The following is a 22469-nucleotide window of genomic DNA, read 5'->3' on the forward strand; positions in this document are numbered from 1 at the left end:
TAGTTGCATGTTATTGATTTCTCTAAAGATTTGTTTGTCTGTTTAAGTAGAAATAATGATACACAGCTTGTTTTATTTAGATTTGTCGAACTCATGTTAATAAATTATGTAATAATGATTTATAGTGAAGGGAGTGAAACGTGTTAATGAGAGCATCAGATTCTTAATTTTTCATTATTCATTATTCGTTATTTCCTTATATCTTTGTATTTTGTAAATAAAAAATAGAAAGATGCCAACTGTTATTTATCCTTCTCCTATATTCGGACCTATTATGAGTCGGCGTTTGGGGGTGTCTTTGGGGATCAATCTGTTGCCTGAAGATGGTAAGTTTTGTACGTTTAACTGCATTTATTGCGAGTGTGGATTTAATGAAGATCGTCGTCCGCGTCATCCGTTACCTACCCGTGAGGAAGTACGTGTGGCATTAGAAGCAAAGTTGAAAGAAATGCAAAGTAACGGGCCGACTCCGAACGTACTTACTTTTGCCGGAAATGGAGAACCGACAGCCCATCCCGATTTTGCCGGTATCGTTGATGATGTTATTGCTTTACGGAATATTTATTTCCCCAATGCAAAAGTCAGCGTATTGAGTAATTCTACCATGATTCATAAGCCCGATGTGTTTATTGCATTAAAAAAAGTTGATAACAATATATTGAAACTGGATACTATCGATTCCTCTTATATCTCATTAGTTGACCGTCCGTTGCAGTCGAATTATAATGTGAAGCAAGTTATTAATGATATGATTAACTTTAAAGGCCATGTTATTATTCAAACCATGTTCATGAAAGGTAAGTTTGGCGATAAGGACGTGGATAATACATCGGATAATTATGTTCTTCCTTGGTTGAATGCTGTACGGGCTATTGAGCCTCAGCAAGTTATGGTGTATACCATTGATAGAGAAACCCCCGATGATGATTTGAAAAAAGCAACGCACGAGGAGCTCGACAGTATAGCGGAAAAAGTGCGGGCATTAGGTATTCCGTGCTCTGCATCGTATTAATAAGATAGAGCTATGAAAAATTTTATTCATTTTTGTTTATTACTAATATGCTTGGTATTAGTATGTTGTACTCCATCAATCGAAAAGCGAAACGTTATAAACATCGGTCAGGAAGTTATTACTTCAGCTAAGGTACTGAAAGAGGAGCCATTAACTTTTATTGACAGCTTGAAAGATGCGAAGTTATGTTATGTTTATAAAGACAGCATTCTTATTGTGTTGAATAAAGGATTGGATAGTGAACATTTGGTTGACTTTTATAACCTGAATTCCGGACAATCTATTGCCAAACTCTATCATTTGGGTAATGGTGCCGACGGATTACTTTCAACAGAGGCAATAGTGAACCGAAATCTATTGATTCTCAATGACTCTATCATGTCACAGGTTGCGGCTTTGAATATAGATTCGGTGTTAAATAACTCGAAATATATTGTTCATCCGATTCAATATAGTAAGATTGGTGTTCGGAAAGCTGCTCCGTTCTATGATAATATGTTGGTTGAGAATCCCGATTATTTTCATAATAAGGATATGCGAATTAATCAGGGTAAGTCACGCTTTCTCATTATGAAGCCCGGCGATAACTATACCATGGACCGTTCGTATAAATATTATGTGAAAAATTTGTCAATAAACGGGCAGATATTGGTTAACGAAGATAAGGCGCGTATTATCTATGGTCAACTTTACGACTCTCAGTTGGAAATATATAACTCAGAGCTTCAACTCATTCGTTCGGTAGTTGGTCCGGTGAATATTGCTCCGAAATATAATTTCAAAGGCGATGAGGGTTTTTATCGCATCATATTCAAGTTTCCCATTCCATACGCTTATCTGAATTGCACAGCCGATAACGAATACATTTATATGGTATATGCCGGAGCGAAGGTAAAGGAAGGTATGACCGTAAATGACTTACCCAATTGGATTTTGAAGTTTGATTGGGATGGAAACTATATAAGCAGTTATAAAATAAATAGATCCATTCAGTCGCTTACGAAGAGTGTTCAGGATGAATCTGCTTTTTATGCCACAATTTTAACCAATGGTCGGCCTGAGTTGGTCAAACTTAGCTTAAAATAATTACTATCTTTTAGGGAAATAATTCCATAATAAATAATGTTTTGATTGAGAGTTTCTTCTTTAATTGGTAACTATACTTTTGTCTCTTTTTATTTGCGTTCATTAAGGAAAACAGTTACTTTATTTATAGAATCAATGTGTAGTTAAACTAACAACATGTAGTAGGTATTTATCATTGTTATTTCTTCTATTTTTTACTTATTTTTAGTTATTGGTATATTTTTCTTTTCGAAATATTTTTGCAAGGAAAAAATACTGTAAAAATGAGAAAAAGAATTGTATTAATATTAAGTTTGATATGGTGTATTTCTTCTTTTAGTTTTGCTCAAAAAACGGAAAGTCTTTATGGGGATGATGAAGTTAATGAGAGCAAAGAGATTAAACAACAAATATCAAAATATAATTTAAAATCACGCTTAACCGTTGGTGGCTATGGTGAAGTTGCTTTTACTCGAGAGTTTTTTAGTGATAATGTGTACAGGTATAGTAAACCAGGTCAATATAAGCATGATCCGAGCCATGGAAAGTTTGACATTCCTCATGCTGTTATCTATTTGAATTATGATTTTGGACGTGGTTGGACAATGGGTACTGAAATTGAATTTGAACATGGAGGTACCGGTACAGCATACGAAAAAGAATTTGAAGAGAGTGGTGAGTGGGAACAGGAAGTAGAGAAAGGCGGTGAAGTAGAATTGGAACAGTTTTGGTTGCAAAAGTCTTTTTCCCGTTTATTAAATATAAAGGTAGGACATATTGTTGTTCCAGTCGGCGGACTGAATAATTCTCATGAACCTTTGAATTTCTTTACTGTTTATCGTCCTGAAGGTGAATATACTATTCTTCCAAGTACATGGCACCAAACGGGTATAAGTTTATGGGGAAGATCAAAGAAATGGAGATATGAAGTTCAGTTTCTTCCAGGGCTAAATGCCATGTATTTTACACGTGACAAATGGATTCATAAAGGAGCAGGTACAGCCCTTGAATTTGAAGTTGCAAATAAATATGCCGGAATGATTCGCATAGATAATTATTCTATTCCGGGTTTGAGAATGGGTATTTCTGGATATTATGGACATAGCATTGATAATGCATTAACTCGTGACGCAAATGGTACAGCAAGTAAACTAAAAGGCGCTGTGGCTATAGGTACATTCGACTTTACCTATAAAGGATATAACTGGATTATTCGCGGTAATGCAGATTATGGACATTTAGGTGATGCTGTTTCTGTTTATAATTTACCGGGCCGCCAAACAAAAACAAGTCCGTATTCGTCTGATCATGTTGGAAAGAATGCGTTAGCTTATGGCATTGAAGCAGGTTATGATATCTTTTCTCAAATACATTCTTTAAGAGAAAAAGAGCAAAAGATGTACATATTTGGAAGATATGAATATTATGATTCTTATGTTCCAAACAGAAATTCACAACCGGAATATCCTTATACCGATAAAAACAGGATAGCTGTTGGATTGAACTATTTCCCTTTACCCCAGATAGTTGTAAAGGGAGAATATTCTTATCGATTTTTAAAGAGTCGGTATAATAACGAACCTTCTGTTTCATTAGGAATAGCATATCAAGGTTTCTTTTTTTAATTAATGTTGAAAATTTTATTTTAATAATTAATAAGTATGAAAACATATTTCAATTTACTTGGACTTGTAGTTATTGTATTGACTACATTGTTTAGCATGTCATCTTGTGATAAAAATAATGATGATCCTATTAACGAGAATGAGTTATCGGCTGGTGATAAATTGCTGCAACAAGTTTTAGTTCAGAATGTTGATGGAACTATTAACCCTATTTACCAAGCTTTAGCTGCTGATTGTTCAAATTTATACGATGAAATGAAAGTTATTCGTTCTGCAGCTGCTACTAAATCCGTTACTCAAGACATGGTTAATTCAGCTTGTACAAGTTGGAAAAAAGCTCGTGCTAATTATGAGTTAAGTGAGGCTTTTCTGATGGGTGCTGCCGCTGATTTTAGTATTGATCCACATATTGATTCTTGGCCACTTGATCTTGATCAGCTTTGGACATTGCTAAGTAGTACAAATATGGTAAATAAATTAGATGGTGATGATGGTCCTGAATATGCTAATACAAACTTAGGTCAAAATTTATTAGGATTTCATGGAGTAGAATTTATTCTTTTCCGTGACGGTTCGCCAAGACCTGCATCAGAATTTAACGGATATGATTCTTATAATAAGGATGGTTTGGATTTCACTTCATTTTCTGGAGAATATGAAATGGTTTATGCTTTAGCAGTTTGCGGTGATTTACGTAATAGTTGTTATCGTTTGGAAACTTCTTGGAATGAAAAAGCTCCGGCAGCTCATTTTTCGGTAATGAGTGATTTGGAGTGGTCAACTACTTTAACAAGTGGTAATTCTTATGGAAAAAACATGAAAATTTCTGGTGAAGCCGGTAGTACTTATTCAAGTGTTAGAAATGCGGCAAGTGCTGTACTTGTAGGTGATGGTGGCGCAGCAGGTATTGCCGATGAGGTTGGAAATGTAAAGATTGGCAATCCTTATACAGGTAAGGATATCAATTATATTGAATCACCTTATAGTTATAATTCTTTAACAGACTTCTATGATAATATTGAAAGTATAAGGAATATATGGATGGGAGGTTCTTTAGGAAACAGAGTTTCCGGTATTTCTTTTTCTGTTTACTTTGCCAAATATAATACAGCAATTGGTCAACGTGTAGAAAAAGCTATGGACAATGCTCAGTCGGCTATTAATGCTATTCCGAAACCATTTGTTAAGAACTATACAAGTTCACAATGCGCGACAGCAATGTCTGCGTGTACAGAATTGGTTAATGCATTAAATGCAGCTAATGATTATATACAAAGTTCGAAGGATTGATAATAGAGGATTATAATCATTTGTAGATTAAGATTAAATACTAAATAACAACGATAGGGAGTAATAAAGAACTGCTTCTTTTAGGTGCAAAAATATCTAAATTATGAAAATGAAGTTTGTAAACAAAATGCTTCTATTAGGAATGTTATCTGTCGGATTGTTTGCTTGTAGTGATGATAAAGAGGATAATACTAAAAGCAATACGATAAATGGAGAAACAGGGGAAGCTAATGATGTATTTACTAAGGCAGAATGGTATCCGGGAGGAGAATTAGGAACAACAAGCAATGAACAGGGTTGCTACTCGAATCCTTCCCCTTATGTAGAGAACAATGGAATGTATATGAACTTTAAAAAAGGAGAGACTTTCTTCGAGAATGATTATACATTGAATACTTTTCCTCGAAGAGGATTAGGGCCGGCTTGGATTCGTCCGGGCTGTTTATATTGTCATCCTTCGTATGGACATGGTAAACGTCAGACAACTTATAATGCTGATATGCAGGGTAATGGTTATCTGTTGGTAGTATACCATCCAACTGCTGGTACAACTTCTCAAGGTGTATCTTATGCTGCTAACAGTTATATAACGGAAGTAACAGGTATGCCTCAAACGCGGGCAATGTCTCCTTTTCTTCCTCCTATTGATGAGAGTGGAATTCATATTCAATGGTTAAATGCTACAGATGAACATAATAACACTTTTCCTGACGGTGAGACATATTCGTTAATCTATCCGGAAGTAACAATAGATGAGTCGGCTTTTAATACAAACCCAAAGCCGGAGAATTATGAAGTTCGTCTGGAATCAACTATTGGAGTATATGGTTCAGCTTTACTTGATGCCATTTCAGATGATTCTTTAAAAGATCAATATGCGAAGGAAGCTCCTTATGTTTCTTTAAATCCTGCTATGTGGGATAAAACTTCAAATGATTGGGCACCTTCTGCTTGGTATACTTTAGCTGATGGTGCCAAGAGAATAAAGAAATTTACTTATGCTTTGACTCGTGGATCGTTACAAGATGGTCCTGGTGCAAATGCTATTTGGAATATTACGAATGTAACTCGTTCCGATCGTCATTATCTTTATAGTACTAAGGCTTGGGCAAAAGCTATGTCTGAAGAAGAAAGTGTTATTTCTACTATTCAGAATAGTGGTTCTGCCAAAACTTCTTTACTTCATCCATATTATGCTGATGGTAGTAAAGACAGTATCAGTTATATGGTTAATAAACTTCTTGGTTTGAATACAAAAGCTGATGCTGATGAATATGCTAAGCATTTTGTTTCTAATGGTCAGGAAGAAATGAGTGATGCTGATTATTATGATTTTATGGTTTGGCATAGAGGTCTGGCTGTTCCTATGGCTCGCGATTTGAATAAAAAGCAAGTTCAAAAGGGCAAGCAATTATTTGCTGAAATGGGTTGTGCTACTTGTCATCGTCCTTCATGGGAGACAGGTAACGATGATTATTGGAAAGATGCTGTTGTTAAAGGTCAAGGTGAACTTCCAACTTATGCGCATCAAACCATTTGGCCTTATACTGATATGATTCAGCATAAATTACACATGATCAATGATATTCGCACCGGATGGTGCCGTACAACTCCGCTTTGGGGGCGTGGACTTTCAGAGCAAGAAACCGGTGCTTCCGATCGTTTGCACGATTGCCGTGCTCGTAATGTTATTGAGGCTATTATGTGGCACGGTTACAGTTCAGAGAGTGATGCATATACAGCTTCACAGAAATTCTATAATCTTTCTAAAGAAGATCGTGATGCAGTAGTTGCGTTTATCGATGCTATTTAACTGTTAATTAATATATGTCCACAAAAAGTTGTCTTATAAAAGCTACTTTTTGTGGACATTCTTATCATTAATATGAAATTAAAATTATTTTTTCTGTGTTTCTTTATTTTCTCTTTATGTGTATTATCGTGTAATAATAACGAAGAAAAGATACCTATAACTAACGAAATCAATCTTAATGATGTTTTGATTCAAGTAGTAGATGCTACTATAAATCCTATTCATGATAAGCTTATGACAAAAGTTGATGAACTTTTTGTTCAGCTTACTTTAATGAAAAAGGATAAAACTCAAGATAATGTTAATAAAGCGTGTAGTATATTTCTTGAAGCCAGGGCTCTATATGAATTAACAGAGGCATTCCAATTGGGACCTAATTCTTTTAATAGCGTTGATGCTAATATCAATTCTTGGCCTATGGACTATGATGAATATAATAATCACGTTGCTAATGGCGGACAAACTATTGATAAAGACGGGGCCATGAATATAGACGCTTTATCTTCAAGTGTGAAAGGTTTTCATGCTATTGAATATGTTCTTTTTCGGGAAGGAAAAAATCGTAATATTAATGATATAACTGATATAGAAATGAGTTATGCGCTTGGAGTAAGCCATTATATATGTGATGAATTTAGTGTTGTTGTTAAAGGTTGGAATAGTGGTGATAAACCTTTTAAACAGAATTTCTATTCTATAGGCCAAAGTAATAGTATTTATAAAACGGTTAAAGCAGCGTCGGAGGCAATATTAATTGGAGATTCCGGATGTGCTGGAATATCTGATGAAATAGCATATATCAAGCTTGGTGAACCTTATAATAAAAATAGTTATCATTATATTGAATCACCTCATAGTTATACTTCTATAGAAGATTTGGAATATAATCTTCAAGGAATAGAATGTATATGGTATGGTGGTTATGATAACTTACGTAATGAAAATAAAAGTTTTCATGCGTGGTTTATAAAGAAGAATATTGAAATTTGTAAGTTGGTTGAAGACGCAATAGAGAATGCTAAAGTTGAGATAAAGAAAATACCTGCGCCGTTTGTATATAATTATAATAATTCGCAAGTAGGAAATGCTATAAATGCTTGTAATAATCTTACTGAAGCACTTGAAAAAGCGATAGAATATATGTAAAGGAAAAGCATATCGTATGTTAAAGAGAGTTCTTTTTATTGTTTATTTTATATTAGTTGTAGTATTAGGAATAGCTACATTTATCGATCGCTATGTAAGTAATCAATTTGTCAAGGAAACGATTTATGGCTCTTGGTGGTTTTGTTTGTTATGGGGCATATTAGTTTGTACGGCAATTATTTATTTTTTTCAGCGCAGAATACGACGATTATCCATTATCCTTTTACATTGTTCTTTTATTGTTATATTATTTGGAGCTTTACAGACTCATCTTTTTGGTGAGCAAGGAGTTCTTCATCTTCGAATAAATGAACCGGTAGATACTTATATTGTGAATGAAAGTTCTTTTCATTCCGTAGAGAAAAAACTGCCTTTTATAATTCTTTTGAAATCTTTTCGTATTACTTATCATCAAGGAACAGAAGCTCCACAAGATTATATCAGTGAAATTCAGGTAACTGATAAGAATGGGCAGCAGAATGTAGTCATTTCCATGAATAAAATTTACTCTTTTCACTCTGTTCGTCTTTACCAATCATCGTATGATGAAGATGGGCAAGGTAGTTACTTAGCTGTAAATGTTGACCCGTTGGGGATTACTGTTACCTATTTTGGCTATGCGCTACTTTTTCTTTCATTGATTTGGATTTTATGTGATCCCAAAGGAACTTACAGACGATTATTAAAAAGCCCACTTCTGAAAAGGGGGATGCTTGCTGTTTTATTTTTTTGTTTTGCATTAAATATGCAAGCAGCAAATGTATTGCCAAGGGAAGTTGCAAAACAATTCTCAGAATTAAATATATTATATAATAATAGGATTTGTCCGTTGCAGACTTATGCCATAGATTTTACTAAAAAGCTTTATCATGAAGCATTGTATAAAGGTTATACGGCAGAACAAGTACTGACCGGTTTTTTATTTTATCAGAGCTATTGGGATAATCAGCCAATTATTCGGGTTAAAGATATGTCGATGAGGAAGAAACTGTCTCTTCCGGAATATACTTCTTTTCGTTCGTTCTTTAAAGATGGTAATTATATTTTAGGTGAATTCCTTCAAGATTATTATCGGGGAAATAAAGATAGCTTTCATAAAGCGGTAGCAGAAACGGATGAGAAATTAGAACTAATTTTTTCTCTTAGAAGAGGTTCAGCACTTCAGATCTATCCATATACGTTGGACGGGCAAACCACTTGGTATGCTTCGGACAGTAAGAAACCTACGGGAATAAATCAGGCTGATCAATTCCTGATGGAAAATATATTAAAGGTCTTTAAAGAGGATGTATCTAATGAAAATATAGATCATTTTCTTCTCTTGTTAAGTAAGGTAAAGGAATTCCAAATTAAACATGGTGGTTCTTCTTTACCTAATGCCATGAAGATAAAGGCAGAATATCTTTATAATGCTTTTCCTTTTGCTAAGGCATTATTTATGGTGAATCTTACAATGGGATTCCTTACCTTATTTTATTTTATTTTTCGTTTATCTAAAAAAGGGGCTATATTACCTCACCGAAGCAAAAATGCTCTGACCATTTCGTTGCTTATTTTAATTATTTCTTTTTTAGTGCTGACTTACTGTGGGATACTTCGCTGGATAATAAGTGGAGAAATTCCCATGAAGAATGGATATGAAACGATGCTTCTTTTGGCTTGGTTTATTATGCTCATTACTTTTATAGTATACAAGAAGTTCCCTATTGTTTTAACGTTTGGCTTTTTACTTTCCGGATTCTTTTTGTTAGTGGCTTATATTGGGCAAATGGATCCGCAAATTACCCCCATGATGCCGGTGTTAGCATCACCATTGTTAAGCATTCATGTCTCAATGATTATGATGTCGTTTGCTTTGCTTTCTTTAACATTCTTATGTGCTGTAATGGGCTTATTGTTTCGTCTGCAGGGAGAGGCGCTGCAACTTCTTTCTCGTTTGTTTCTTTATCCAGCTGTTTCTCTTTTAGGAATAGGGATATTTATTGGAGCTATTTGGGCAAATGTCTCTTGGGGAAATTATTGGGGATGGGATCCAAAAGAAGTCTGGGCACTCATTACCTTTATGGTTTATGCTATTGCGATGCATACTACTACTTTACCAAAACTAAATAAGCCATCAGCTTACCATGTATTCATGCTCTTAGCTTTTCTTACAGTGCTGATGACTTATTTCGGAGTAAATTATTTATTAGGTGGTATGCATAGCTATGCGTGAGCTACTTATAGTTTTCACCAATTAGAATTGATTTAATATCTTCTTTATTCTGTTGACATCGTTGGCAGCCGGAATGGTGTTTAATTTTAATTCGTCCATCGGCTTTAACGCATTTTCAATTTTCCACAAAGCAGATTTATTTCCTTTCTTTGTGAACTCATCACGTAGAATGAAGATCTTCTCGTAATCTTGAATACCCTGAGTCAGACGCTCGAAGCGAATGCTTGTTCTTCCCGGGTAGATTAAATATGTATCTCCGGCAGCCCAATTGGTGAAACGACTGTCAAGTAATGGTTCTGGAACCCAACTGTTTAGTGCCCAACGAAGATAACCGTCTAAATTTGCTTTTGCTGCATAAAGCGGAATCCATTCTGCTTCAGCCGGAGGACTGAATGTAAAGGTATTGGGATAGGGTTCGGCACAACAAGTGTAGTATGTAGTAACCTTACCTTCTGCACGACGGCTTTCTATAGCTTCTTTCGAGAATTTTAAACGAATAGGAATACAGTAATCGTTTAATTCATCTAATAACTCTTTATGCAAACCGCCGGCCATGGAAATCTTAAACTTTGGATCGGCATTATGAATAATCTTTAACGTTTTCAGCATGACATCCAAACTGCGCTCGTCCATTGAGATATGCGTGATATCGAACCAGCCTTTCTCTTTCAAGTGCTGAGCAAATGATTTAAGCAACTGAGTCCAAATAGCATCGTATTCAGTGTCGCCCGGTTGCGTCTTAATAGAACGCATGGAATTGCTTGCCTGATCAAAATATTGGAATTGCAGAGCCCAAGGAACCATTGAGTAACACCCTATTTCTTTCTTTATTCCAAGATCCATCATAAATTGAACCCACTTATCGAAGATAGAAAAATCGAAAGTCCAAGTGCCGTCTAATTTCTTCACCCAAGTAATCATGGATTCAAAATAATCGTAAGTCTGGCCGTTCCAAGGTTTATGCATGATAGATGCCGTGATGACTTTTCCACCGGCTTGTTGGTACATCTTCATGATAGGACGCATGACATCGAAATGTTCTTTGCTCCAAGGCTCAACCTTATAATAGCGGGCAATGGCATACGGATTCTGCCATAAATCAAGATGGAACTTCCAATCTTGAACAGCCGGGAGGGTACGATTCTTTACTTTTACTTTTAAAGTTAAAGTATTCAATAGTTTATCGCCGCTTTTTACGGTTATTTTTCCTACATAAGTACCGGCAATTGCTTCTTGAGGAACCCAAACACGAACCCATCCGGCTTGAGTATTCATGGCCGGTAAGGACAACTGTTTAGTAATAGTTATTGGGTCAAGTACATCGGCAACCAAAGTAGAATCCCATTGGGTTGGGTCCGGACGGTTGCCACATGCGCCGTTTTTATCTTTGTTCAACTCATCAGTCATCACATAACGGACAAATGAACCGAGTATATTATCTTTTGAGATAACATTTTTTCCGGATGTCAAATCGGATACTTCGAAGTTAAGATTGGGCAGTGCTTCTTTATTCCAAACAACAAATTGAGCAGCAACACGTTCACCCCGCCAGGCAATCAATTGTTCGGAATCACTTCCTAAAATGGTGGGTGGAACTTCTTTTTTGTATCGAACATCTGTTGACCCCCAACGGACATTGGTTCCATTTACTTTATTCCAATCCACAGGATTGACTGCAATCGGATTGGATAGTTCAATATATTCTTTTTGAGGAAAGATGGGTTGATTGGTATTTCTTCCTGTAAGAGTCTTCCCATTGGGCTCTTGAGCTGCAGTATGCAGTGCAAACAGGCAGAAACATGATAAGGTTAATACTTTGAATTTTGTTTTCATGGTGTGATCGTTTTTCAATTTCAGCCAAAGATAATAAGTTTTTCTTATATTTGGGTATTAAACCTATCTATTTAGAATGCGATTATGAAGAAAGAAAATAGAATCACCCCTGAATTCATTACCTCTTTGAAGGATAATGAGATTTTTGTTTTTGGTAGTAATTTAAACGGAAGTCATGGTGGCGGGGCTGCCCTCCTGGCTTATCGTCGTTTTGGCGCTATATGGGGACAAGGCGTTGGTTTACAAGGACAAAGTTATGGCATTCCTACCATGCATGGTGGGATTGATGTTATAAAACCTTATGTAAATCAGTTTATAACATTTGCCGTACAGCACAAAGAATTATTCTTTCTTGTTACCAGAATCGGTTGTGGTATTGCCGGTTTTACTGTTGAGGAGATTGCTCCTTTATTTAAAGATGCAATAAATGTGGAAAATATTGCCTTACCTCAGGATTTCTGGAATGTATTGGAAAAGAATAAGGTTTAGAGAAGTCAATCGACTTATGATTTTTCTCCGATAAATACATGATATTTGGGATTAACAATATCACGTACTAATCTGATACGTATGAACATGAAAAGAAATGCATATAAGTTGCCGTATCTATCAGAAGATTTCTTCGTTTCACAAGAGTGAAACAAGTGAATCACATAGGTGAAACAAATGTCTCACAAGAGTGAAACAAATGAATATACGTATGAGTTGGACAATTCATACATATCACTTTTCATAATCTCTTTATGATAAAGTTACCGTATACTAATTAAAGAATAATTGGTATAGTGATTCCTGCCCACGATGCCTTAGTGTGTTTTTGCGAAAAAGGGTCAGTTACTTAGACAAGTATTCACAAAGTTTGGCAACGGCACGGGCACGATGGCTGATTTTATTCTTTATCTCCTCTCCTAACTCAGCAAATGTTTTGTCATATCCGTCAGGAATGAAGATGGGGTCGTATCCGAAACCGGATGTTCCACGCTCTTCTTGAATGATTTGTCCTTTAACTTCTCCTTCGAAGAAATGCTTCTCTCCGTCTTCAATTAAACAAATGACCGTGCGGAAACGAGCTTTTCTATCTGACTTATTAGTCATATTTTCAAGAAGCTTTTTACGGTTGGCTGCCGAATCATGCCCCTCTCCCCCGCCGTAACGGGCAGAATAGACGCCGGGAGCTCCGTTTAAAGCCTCCACTTCCAGACCTGTGTCATCGGCGAAGCAATTCGTATGATAATGTTCAAAGATATATGAGGCCTTTAAGTAAGCATTCCCTTCGAGCGTGTCAGCTGTTTCCGGAATATCTGTGTGGCAATTGATGTCTTGCAAATTTAAAATGTCATAATCATTGCCAAGTATCTCTTTGATTTCATATAACTTATGTGCATTATTTGACGCAAAAACTAATTTCTTTTTCATTTGACTTTTAGTTTATCAAATCCTTCTCCGTAAACACCAACAACATTACTTTGTGATATAAAGGCGTTTGGATCTATTTCTTTGACTAATCGGAAGATGTCGAGTGCCTGATTCTTTCGAGCCAGTACCACTACTACTTTCAAATCTTGTTTGCTGTACCACCCAGTTCCGTCGAGTAATGTTACTCCTCTCCTCACCTGAGTGTTAATCGCTTCCGCAATATCATTGTATTTCTTTGAAAAGATGAGAAACTGAACCGATTGACGGGCAGAGTTGATAACGTAATCGAGAACAAAGTTAGTAATGAAGAGGATACAATATCCGAAGAGTACTCGTTTCCAATCGTTGAAAACGAAATAACACGATGTAACAATAATAATATCGCAGTACATCATCAATCGGCCGAGCGAAACGTCTTTATACTTATTAATAACCCAAGCAATGATATCCGTACCACCCGTGCTACCGTTCTTACTGAAAACCATTCCGACACCTAAGCCAATCATACATCCTCCAACAACGGCAGCCATAAACTCTTGATTCTCTCCAAGAAGCTGTGGAAAATCGGGATTTCCGTTCTTTACAATGGCCTGAGCCAAGCCAAGAAAAAAGGAAAGAGCAATGGTAGCAAAGATAGTTTTTATGAGAAACCTCATTCCAAGAACCTTTAATGCAATACCTAACAAAATAATATTGATAAGCATATAGGTATATTGGATTTCTATTCCGGTCGCATAGTATATAATAGTACACAGACCGGTTACTCCACCTGTTGTTAATTTATAAGGCAGCAGGAAAACAGCAAATCCCATGGAGATTATGATAGTTCCTATAGCGATGACGACATAATCTTTCCATTCTTTCTTAATATTTTCTATTAAAGGTGCATTCATGGCATTAGATTTAGGGTTGATAATTTATCTTATTATAAAACAATGTTGACAATCTTTTTCGGAACGACAATGATTTTCTTTGGAGTCTTATTATCTATCCATTTCTTTGATTGCTCTTCAGAGAGAACAGCTTTCTCAATCGTTTCACGGTCGGCTTCGACAGGGAAATCCATTGTAAAGCGAGCTTTCCCGTTGAATGAGATGGTGTATTTAACGGTATCTTCTTTCAGATAGGCCTCATTATACTTTGGCCACTGAGCATCACAAACAGAAGTGGTATGACCTAAAGATTCCCACAGCTCTTCGCTAATATGCGGAGCAAATGGGGCAAGTAAAACAACCAAATCAGAAAGTACAGTTTTGCTATAACACTTTAACTGACTTAATTCATTCACACAAATCATAAATGCGCTGATAGAGGTATTGTAAGAGAAGGCTTCAATATCGTTTGTTACTTTCTTTATTAACTTATGGACGCTCTTAAGTTCTTCCTTTGTAGGCTTACTGTCAACAGGCAAAAACTGGTCTTCTCTACTCCAGAACAAGTTCCACAATTTTTTTAAGAAACGATATACACCATCAATGCCGTTGGTATCCCAAGGTTTACTTTGCTCAACCGGTCCGAGAAACATCTCGTACATTCGTAAGGTATCGGCTCCGTATTTTTCGATAATCATGTCAGGATTGACGACGTTGAACATTGATTTGCTCATTTTTTCGACAGCCCATCCGCATACATATTTGCCGTTCTCTAATATGAACTCTGCGTCATGATATTCCGGCCGCCAGTTTTTGAAGGCTTCTATGTCCAATATGTCATTTGAAACAATATTTACATCCACATGAATAGGAGTAACATCGTATTTGTTTTTCAATCCGAAAGATACAAATGTATTGCTATCTTTAATACGATAAACAAAATTACTTCTGCCCTGAATCATTCCCTGATTAACCAGTTTCTGGAAAGGCTCTTCTTTTACACTAATATTATAATCGTGCAAGAATTTATTCCAATAGCGAGAATAGATTAAGTGTCCGGTTGCATGCTCTGTGCCACCAACATATAAATCTACGTTTTGCCAATAGTAATCAGCTTTTTCTGATACTAATTCTTTATTGTTATGCGGGTCCATATAACGAAGATAATACGCAGAAGAACCGGCAAATCCCGGCATTGTATAAAGCTCCAGAGGGAATACATTTATATTATCAATCAATGTATTCTCTACAACTTCGCCTTTCTTAATATCCCATGCCCATTTTGATGCTTGTCCTAATGGTGGCTCGCCGGTTTCTGTTGGCTCATACTTGTCAACTTCCGGAAGTTCCAAAGGTAACTTGGATTCGTCAATCATGTAAGGCATATCGTTTTTATAATATACAGGGAACGGTTCGCCCCAGTAACGTTGACGACTGAAGATTGCATCGCGTAAGCGGTAGTTTACTTTTATTCTTCCCAACTGATGACTTTCTACATATTCTTTTGTAGCGGCAATAGCTTCTTTAATTGTCAGACCATTTAAAACCAAATCACAATATGGTTTGATTCCCGGTTTGGGAGAATTACAAACAATTCCTTCTTTTGCGTCGAAGCTCTCTTCGCTCACATCACAGCCTTCTACCAATGGAATAATCGGCAAATTGAAATGTTTAGCAAATGCATAGTCTCGACTATCGTGAGCAGGAACGGCCATGATGGCTCCGGTTCCGTAACCGGCTAAGACATAATCACTGATCCAAATAGGAACAGCATCACCGGTGAAAGGATTAATAGCGTATGAGCCACTGAATACTCCGGTTACTTTTCTGTCGGAAATACGTTCGCGTTCTGTACGTTTTTTCGTACGATCAAGGTAACCGGCCACTTCACTCTTTTGAATCGGAATAGTTACTTCCGGAACGAGCTCGCTTTCAGGCGCGAGAACCATAAAAGTAACGCCGAACATGGTATCGGCACGAGTGGTGAAGATGGTGAACTCTTTATCGGAATCTTTAATCTTGAAGCGGACCTCCGTACCTTCGGAACGACCTATCCAATTGCGTTGGGTTTCTTTCAAAGAATCTGTCCAATCGATGGTGTCCAACCCATCAAGCAAGCGCTGAGCATAAGCAGATACTCTTAAACACCACTGACGCATTTTCTTTTGGACAACCGGATAACCTCCACGCTCAGAAACACCGTCAATAACTTCATCATTAGCAAGAACGGTTCCAAGCTCAGGACACCAGTTGACCATCGTATCTCCTAAATAAGCAATGCGGTAGTTCATCAGAATCTGTTGTTTCTCTTTCTCGGTTTTAGCGTTCCATTCGTCGGCTGTAAAGCAGATTTCTTCAGTGCATGCTATATTAACATCGTTGGTTCCCTCTTTCTCGAAATGCCGAATGAGTAAATCAATAGGTTGAGCTTTATTTACCTTATTGTCGTAATAGCTGTTGAACATTTTCTGAAATGCCCATTGAGTCCAATGATAATACTCCGGATCACAGGTACGGACTTCACGATCCCAATCAAAAGAGAAACCAATCTTGTCCAATTGTTCACGGTAACGATTAATGTTGTTAACTGTAGTGATGGCAGGATGTTGACCGGTTTGAATAGCGTACTGTTCTGCCGGCAAACCATAAGCGTCATACCCCATGGGGTTTAGAACATTAAATCCTTGCAGACGTTTGTAACGAGCATAAATATCACTGGCGATGTATCCTAATGGGTGTCCGACATGTAGTCCGGCTCCCGAAGGATAAGGGAACATATTTAATACGTAAAATTTCTTTTTTGTTTCATCTTCAACAACATGATAGGTTTTGTTTTCAACCCACTGCTGTTGCCATTTCTTTTCAATCTCTTTGAAATTATATTCCATGATTATATGATGATTTATTTTAAATAATCAGTATTGTCGGCAAAGATAAAGAAAATCAAAGAAATAAAATTGTTTTGTGGAATAAATCAACAGCAAAAGCAGGATGAAGAGAAATACAAATGAAATTGATGGGGTATTCCCGTTGTATTAGTTCTTCTTTAGTGTTAATTCAGTGAATCACATTTGTGACATTCTTATTTTTTTAAGTTAAAGCAACTCGTTTATCAGATGTTATTCATATTTTCTTTTGAATATTTCGGAATAGATAAAAGCCTTCCGGGCATCTTCCGGAGTTTGAAACCGGATATCACCAAGAAAGGAATCTGTCTGCTCCTCCGGAATGGTGACAGTTTTAATATCTGTGGTAGAACGTGGTGCTTCGGTAAATGCTTTTTGCCAATTCTCACGGTCTTTTTTCATTCTGAAAACGTGTTTCGCTTCATTTCTTTTTATCGGTTGTCCATAGGTTGTTGATTGGCCGACAGATTGGGTGCGAATTTTTGTTGGTTGAGGCTGCTGGTTGGGTCTGCTCCATTCTTTTATTTCCGGGAATACTTCACCGAAAGATTTGGTAGGAGAAGATTTTTTATTCTTTTTTTCTTTCTTAACGGAAAGAAGATTTCCGATGGCAATAATAGCTATGAGAATTATGATGTATAAGATATTATCCATGGTAATTATTCAATGATGCTTTTTGCAAAAATAATAAAAGAATTCGATAAATGTTTCGAATAGAAATAAAAAAAGGAAGTGAGTTTCACAACTGACTTCCTTCTTATTTTTAACCTAAACCTTAACTATGAAAAAATCTAATGTTTTTTAACATTGCAAATATATAATATATTTTTCTTTTAAAAACATGAAAGTATTCATCATTGTTCGTTAATTATGCTTTATTAACAATTCGTATAATAAAAAGAAAGAATATACTTCTTCTTTTCGACGGAATAAAATCGAGCTAATTAACGCGAATTCAATAAGATATAAGTATCTATAAGCTTGATGGCTGGTTCAGGTTATTTTACCATATATTTTTATAATGCAGTTTTTGCTGAAAGGATATGTTGAACCTAAACTTTAGGAATAAAGGTCTTACAGCGTATTTGAACGATGTTTTAGCCTTTTCGTCAGATTCATTAAATTGGTTATCAAGAGATTTTGAAAAGTGATTCGCATGAATCGTCCAACTCATACGGATGATTCTTTTGTTTCACATTAGTGAAACGCATGACTCACATAGGTGAAACGCATGACTCACATTAGTGAAACGCATGACTCACATTAGTGAAACACATGACTCACATTAGTGAAACGAGAAAATCTTCTGAAGAATACGGCAACTTATACGATTCACTTTTCACGTTCATACGCATTCGAATAATAATTGTTATGGGTGGTTGACAAGAGAGTCGTGTATTACTTCAAAAAAGTAGTGATGACCGGCTTGTATTATTTAAATTCGTCGAACTCACATTAATTTGTAAGAAGTACGTATCTTTGCCAAGAAATTAAAATTATTTATATGACCAATGAAATTACAGGAGCAGACTTAAAATCTGCAACTGAGAAAGAGAAGAAACTCTTTATTGAGACGTATGGATGTCAGATGAATGTGGCTGATAGCGAAGTTGTCGCTTCTATTATGAAGATGGCCGGATATACTGTTTGCAATCAATTGGAAGATGCTGATGCCATATTTATGAATACCTGTTCTGTCCGTGAGAATGCTGAGAACAAAATCTATAATCGTTTGGAGTATTTCCATTCTTTAAAGAAGTCCAAAAGACCTCATCTGATAGTTGGTGTACTCGGATGTATGGCTGAGCGGGTTAAAGATGATCTGATACGAAATCATCATACCGATTTAGTGGTTGGACCTGATTCTTATCTGAGTTTACCCGATTTGGTTGCTGCGGTTGAAGCAGGAGAAAAGGCGATAGATGTACAACTTTCTACAACAGAAACTTATCGAGATGTGATTCCTTCGCGTATCTGTGGGAATCATATTTCCGGTTTTGTGAGCATTATGCGCGGTTGCAATAACTTTTGTCATTATTGCATCGTTCCATACACAAGGGGCAGGGAGCGTAGTCGTGATATGGAAAGTATATTGAATGAAGTTCGCGATTTACAGGCTAAAGGTTATAAGGAGGTAACGTTGCTCGGTCAGAACGTGAATTCGTATTTGTTTAAAAAAGGAAACGAAGTGGTTACTTTCCCACTCCTTTTGCGGACTGTTGCCGAGGCTGTGCCGAATATGCGTATTCGTTTCACCACTTCTCATCCGAAAGATATGAGTGATGAGACGCTTCATGTCATTGCCGAGGTTCCTAATGTATGTAAACATATTCATTTGCCGGTTCAAAGCGGAAGTAACCATATTCTTAAGTTGATGAACAGGAAATATACCCGCGAATGGTATTTGGATAGGGTGGCAGCTATTAGGAAAATTGTTCCGGATTGTGGGTTGACTACGGATATTTTCTGTGGTTATCATGATGAAACGGAAGAAGATCAGCAACAGACACTCTCTTTGATGAAGGAGTGTGCATACGATGCCGCGTTCATGTTCAAGTATTCCGAGCGCCCGGGAACCTATGCTTCGAAACATTTGCCGGATAACATTCCCGAAGAATTGAAAATAGAAAGGTTAGAGGAGATTATAGATTTACAAAATCATCTTTCTGCTGAGAGCAATGCAAAGGATATCGGCAAGACTTTTGAGGTTTTAGTTGAAGGATTTTCAAAACGTTCGCATTCCCAGCTTTTTGGACGAACGGAACAGAACAAAGTAGTGGTTTTCGATAGGGGCAATCATCGCATAGGCGATTTTGTTAAAGTGAAGATAAACGAGTCCAGTTCCGCAACGTTGATAGGCGAGGAAGTGAAAGAATAAAAAGATAAGGTGCATTGATGGTGCACCTTAAATTTTATATATCAGCGGGAGATTACAACCGATCTTTTGGCATGATAAGTAACAGAACAAGGTAAACAATTCCTCCGGCAAATGCGGTGAATATGGTTGCTAATGCCCAAACGATACGGATTAGAGTCGAGTCCCATCCGAAGTATTCAGCTATGCCTCCACATACTCCGCCAATCATTTTATCTTTTACAGAACGAACCAACTTTTTTTGATTTTCCATATCCTTTTTTTATTATTGTTTCTTCTTGCAAATGTATGAAATTGACAGACTTTCCTCATACTTAATTCTATTAAAAGTTTAAAAAATATAGGAGTATGTGATAATTTATTTGTTTCTTTGCAGGAAATTAGGTAGAGAGGTGAATAAACTCCATATTGTTACTTGTCCGCTGTGTGGCGGAAATCATCTTAAGCCGGTGATGTTGTGTACAGACCATTTTGCTTCGGGGGAACAGTTCGAAGTATGGGAGTGTGCGGATTGCGGTTTCACCTTTACTCAGGATGTACCTGTTGAAGCAGAAATAGGAAGGTATTATGAAACACCGGAGTATATCTCGCATTCCGATACCGAAAAGGGATTGATGAATAAAGTTTATCACATTGTTCGTCAGTTTATGCTTCGTAAAAAAGTTCGTTTGATAGAACGGGCTTCCCATGTAAAGAATGGACAATTGCTGGATATCGGGACAGGTACCGGCTATTTCCCTTTTACTGCTCAAAAGTTCGGCTGGAAAGTTCAAGCTATTGAGAAAAATGCGAAAGCAAGAGTTTTTGCCAAGGAGCATTTTCACTTGGATGTGCAAGGCGATGAAGCTTTTGATGTTTTGCCGGATAAGACGTTTGATGTGATTACAATGTGGCATGTGATGGAGCATATAGAGCATTTGAATGAACTTTGGGAACAGTTTCATCGATTGTTAAAAGAACAGGGCGTTTTAGTTATTGCTGTTCCGAATCATCATTCTTATGATGCTAAAAAGTATGGTTCTTGGTGGGCAGCTTATGATGTGCCTCGTCATCTTTGGCATTTTACTCCATCGGTAATTAAAAAGATGGGAGAGAAGCATAAGTTTGAATTGGTTGAACAACATCCGATGCCGTTTGACGCGTTCTATGTTTCTATGCTCACCGAAAAGTATAAAGGGGCAAAACTTCCTTTTTTGAAAGGACTATGGACAGGATGTAATGGTTGGTTGCATGCTTTGCGTGATAAAGGTCAGAGCAGTTCCATGATATATGTTTTTAGAATGAAGTGATTATGGGAAAGAATAAAACTTCTTTTTTTGATATGCAATTTATAACTTCCGGCATTAGTATCATGTTGGTATTGTTGCTGTTGGGTATGGTTGTGTTCTTTGTATTGTCGGCAAATAACTTATCAAAATATGTTCGTGAAAACATTAGTTTCGCAGTGATGTTAAGCGATGACATGAAGGAACCAGAAGCTTTGACTTTCCAGAAATATTTGAGTGAGAAACCATACGTTAAGGATTGTATGTTTATCTCTAAGGAGCAAGCCTTGAAAGAACAGACAGAAACAATGGGTACGAATCCTGCTGAGTTCGTGGGTCATAATCCTTTTCCATCGAGTCTTGAAGTAAAACTCAAAGCTAATTATGCATTATCTGATAGTATTCGTTGGATAGAGAAGGAGATTCTGTCGAATAAGAAAGTTTTAGAGATAGATTATCCGGAAGATTTGCTAAATGATGTAAACGGAAACATTCGGAAGATAAGCATTGGATTATTATGTTTGGCAGCTTTGCTGACGCTTATTTCTTTTGCTTTGATAAATAGTACTATTCGTTTGGCTATTCATTCTAAACGTTTTCTTATACATACGATGACTCTTGTAGGAGCCAGTTGGGGATTTATCCGCCGACCATTCCTTTGGAAAAACGTATGGATTGGCGTGTTTGCTGCAGTGTTAGCCGATGTAACGTTGATAGGAATGGCTTATGCTCTGGTTCGTTATTGGCCGGAACTGATAGAAATCATCACCCCATCAGTTGTTTTGATTGTCATGTCTTCTGTCTTTGTTTTCGGTGTTCTTATAACATTGATATGTTCGTATATTTCTATTAATAAATACTTGCGGATGAAAGCAAGTGCTTTATATTACATTTAATAATATGGATAAAAAGAATTTTGCATTTGATAAGGTTAACTTCATTCTTTTGGCTGTTGGAATGGTGATTGTTATCTTGGGATTTGTATTGATGGCAGGTCCCGCAACAAATGAAACAGCTTTTCAGCCGGATATCTTTAGTGTTCGCCGCGTCCGAGTTGCTCCGGTTGTTTGTTTTCTTGGTTTCGTGTTTATGATTTATGGCGTTTTGCGAAAGCCGAAAGATAACGAATAAACAAA

At 36.7% G+C, this 22469-nt stretch carries 18 protein-coding genes; 12 read left to right on the top strand and 6 right to left on the bottom strand.

Annotated features, from left to right (window positions below):
* The first annotated feature begins 232 nt into the window (after positions 1-232).
* The 7 genes from LO761_RS07425 (at position 233) to ccsA (ending at position 10166) form a co-directional block, all read left to right on the top strand.
* Positions 233-1012, top strand: a complete 780-nt coding sequence (locus LO761_RS07425) for a radical SAM protein (protein WP_272817655.1) — start codon at positions 233-235, stop codon at positions 1010-1012.
* A 12-nt stretch (positions 1013-1024) separates the two neighbouring features.
* A complete protein-coding gene (locus LO761_RS07430) occupies positions 1025-2098 on the top strand; it encodes a BF3164 family lipoprotein (RefSeq protein ID WP_272817656.1) in 1074 nt (357 codons plus the stop codon).
* Positions 2099-2361: 263 nt separating this feature from the next.
* Positions 2362-3702, top strand: coding sequence for a hypothetical protein (locus tag LO761_RS07435; protein WP_272817657.1), 1341 nt, complete (start codon positions 2362-2364; stop codon positions 3700-3702).
* A 36-nt stretch (positions 3703-3738) separates the two neighbouring features.
* Positions 3739-4992 (top strand): imelysin family protein, encoded by a 1254-nt coding sequence (locus LO761_RS07440; RefSeq protein ID WP_272817658.1) that lies wholly within the window; start codon positions 3739-3741, stop codon positions 4990-4992.
* 109 nt (positions 4993-5101) lie between these two features.
* Positions 5102-6805 carry a di-heme oxidoredictase family protein gene (locus tag LO761_RS07445; protein ID WP_272817702.1) on the top strand — a complete coding sequence of 568 codons (1704 nt, stop codon included), beginning with the start codon at positions 5102-5104 and terminating at the stop codon, positions 6803-6805.
* 72 nt (positions 6806-6877) lie between these two features.
* Positions 6878-7951 carry an imelysin family protein gene (locus LO761_RS07450; protein ID WP_272817659.1) on the top strand — a complete coding sequence of 358 codons (1074 nt, stop codon included), beginning with the start codon at positions 6878-6880 and terminating at the stop codon, positions 7949-7951.
* Positions 7952-7967: 16 nt separating this feature from the next.
* On the top strand, positions 7968-10166 hold the full coding sequence (ccsA, locus tag LO761_RS07455) for a cytochrome c biogenesis protein CcsA (protein ID WP_272817660.1): 2199 nt from the start codon (positions 7968-7970) through the stop codon (positions 10164-10166).
* 21 nt (positions 10167-10187) lie between these two features.
* Here ccsA and LO761_RS07460 read toward each other — a convergent pair whose 3' ends face one another.
* A complete protein-coding gene (locus LO761_RS07460) occupies positions 10188-11999 on the bottom strand; it encodes a DUF4091 domain-containing protein (protein ID WP_272817661.1) in 1812 nt (603 codons plus the stop codon).
* Positions 12000-12083: 84 nt separating this feature from the next.
* Between LO761_RS07460 and LO761_RS07465 the strand changes: the two genes are divergently transcribed.
* The gene (locus tag LO761_RS07465) at positions 12084-12488 is read left to right on the top strand and encodes an A1S_2505 family phage non-structural protein (protein ID WP_272817662.1); all 405 of its coding nucleotides are present in this window, start codon (positions 12084-12086) and stop codon (positions 12486-12488) included.
* A gap of 345 nt (positions 12489-12833) precedes the next feature.
* Here LO761_RS07465 and LO761_RS07470 read toward each other — a convergent pair whose 3' ends face one another.
* The 4 genes from LO761_RS07470 to LO761_RS07485 all read right to left on the bottom strand — a co-directional run bounded on the left by LO761_RS07470 (position 12834) and on the right by LO761_RS07485 (position 17847).
* Positions 12834-13415 carry a non-canonical purine NTP diphosphatase gene (locus LO761_RS07470; protein WP_272817663.1) on the bottom strand — a complete coding sequence of 194 codons (582 nt, stop codon included), beginning with the start codon at positions 13413-13415 and terminating at the stop codon, positions 12834-12836.
* A complete protein-coding gene (locus tag LO761_RS07475) occupies positions 13412-14308 on the bottom strand; it encodes a YitT family protein (protein ID WP_272817664.1) in 897 nt (298 codons plus the stop codon). The genes LO761_RS07470 and LO761_RS07475 overlap by 4 nt, the downstream gene beginning before the upstream one ends.
* A 32-nt stretch (positions 14309-14340) precedes the next feature.
* Entirely contained in the window at positions 14341-17175 is a 2835-nt protein-coding gene (leuS, locus tag LO761_RS07480) for a leucine--tRNA ligase (protein ID WP_272817665.1), read from the bottom strand.
* Between the two features lie 231 nt (positions 17176-17406).
* Positions 17407-17847, bottom strand: a complete 441-nt coding sequence (locus LO761_RS07485) for a hypothetical protein (protein WP_272817666.1) — start codon at positions 17845-17847, stop codon at positions 17407-17409.
* An 850-nt stretch (positions 17848-18697) separates the two neighbouring features.
* Here LO761_RS07485 and miaB point away from each other — a divergent pair.
* Complete coding sequence (gene miaB / locus LO761_RS07490; RefSeq protein WP_272817667.1) at positions 18698-20071, top strand: tRNA (N6-isopentenyl adenosine(37)-C2)-methylthiotransferase MiaB; 1374 nt, start codon at positions 18698-18700, stop codon at positions 20069-20071.
* A gap of 52 nt (positions 20072-20123) precedes the next feature.
* On the opposite strand, the gene LO761_RS07495 is transcribed toward miaB, so the two are convergent.
* Positions 20124-20321 (bottom strand): PspC domain-containing protein, encoded by a 198-nt coding sequence (locus LO761_RS07495; protein WP_272817668.1) that lies wholly within the window; start codon positions 20319-20321, stop codon positions 20124-20126.
* Between the two features lie 139 nt (positions 20322-20460).
* On the opposite strand from LO761_RS07495, the gene LO761_RS07500 reads away from it, so the two are divergent.
* From LO761_RS07500 to LO761_RS07510, 3 genes are read left to right on the top strand one after another with little or no spacing between them, the layout of a single operon-like run.
* Positions 20461-21357: a methyltransferase domain-containing protein gene (locus LO761_RS07500; RefSeq protein WP_272817703.1), complete on the top strand. Its 897-nt coding sequence runs from the start codon at positions 20461-20463 to the stop codon at positions 21355-21357.
* Positions 21358-21359: 2 nt separating this feature from the next.
* A complete protein-coding gene (locus tag LO761_RS07505) occupies positions 21360-22229 on the top strand; it encodes a cell division protein FtsX (RefSeq protein ID WP_272817669.1) in 870 nt (289 codons plus the stop codon).
* Between the two features lie 4 nt (positions 22230-22233).
* Positions 22234-22464, top strand: a complete 231-nt coding sequence (locus tag LO761_RS07510) for a DUF3098 domain-containing protein (RefSeq protein WP_272817670.1) — start codon at positions 22234-22236, stop codon at positions 22462-22464.
* Positions 22465-22469 lie beyond the last annotated feature (5 nt).

The sequence above is a fragment of the Phocaeicola oris genome, from assembly GCF_021295095.1.
Lineage (GTDB): Bacteria > Bacteroidota > Bacteroidia > Bacteroidales > Bacteroidaceae > Phocaeicola > Phocaeicola oris.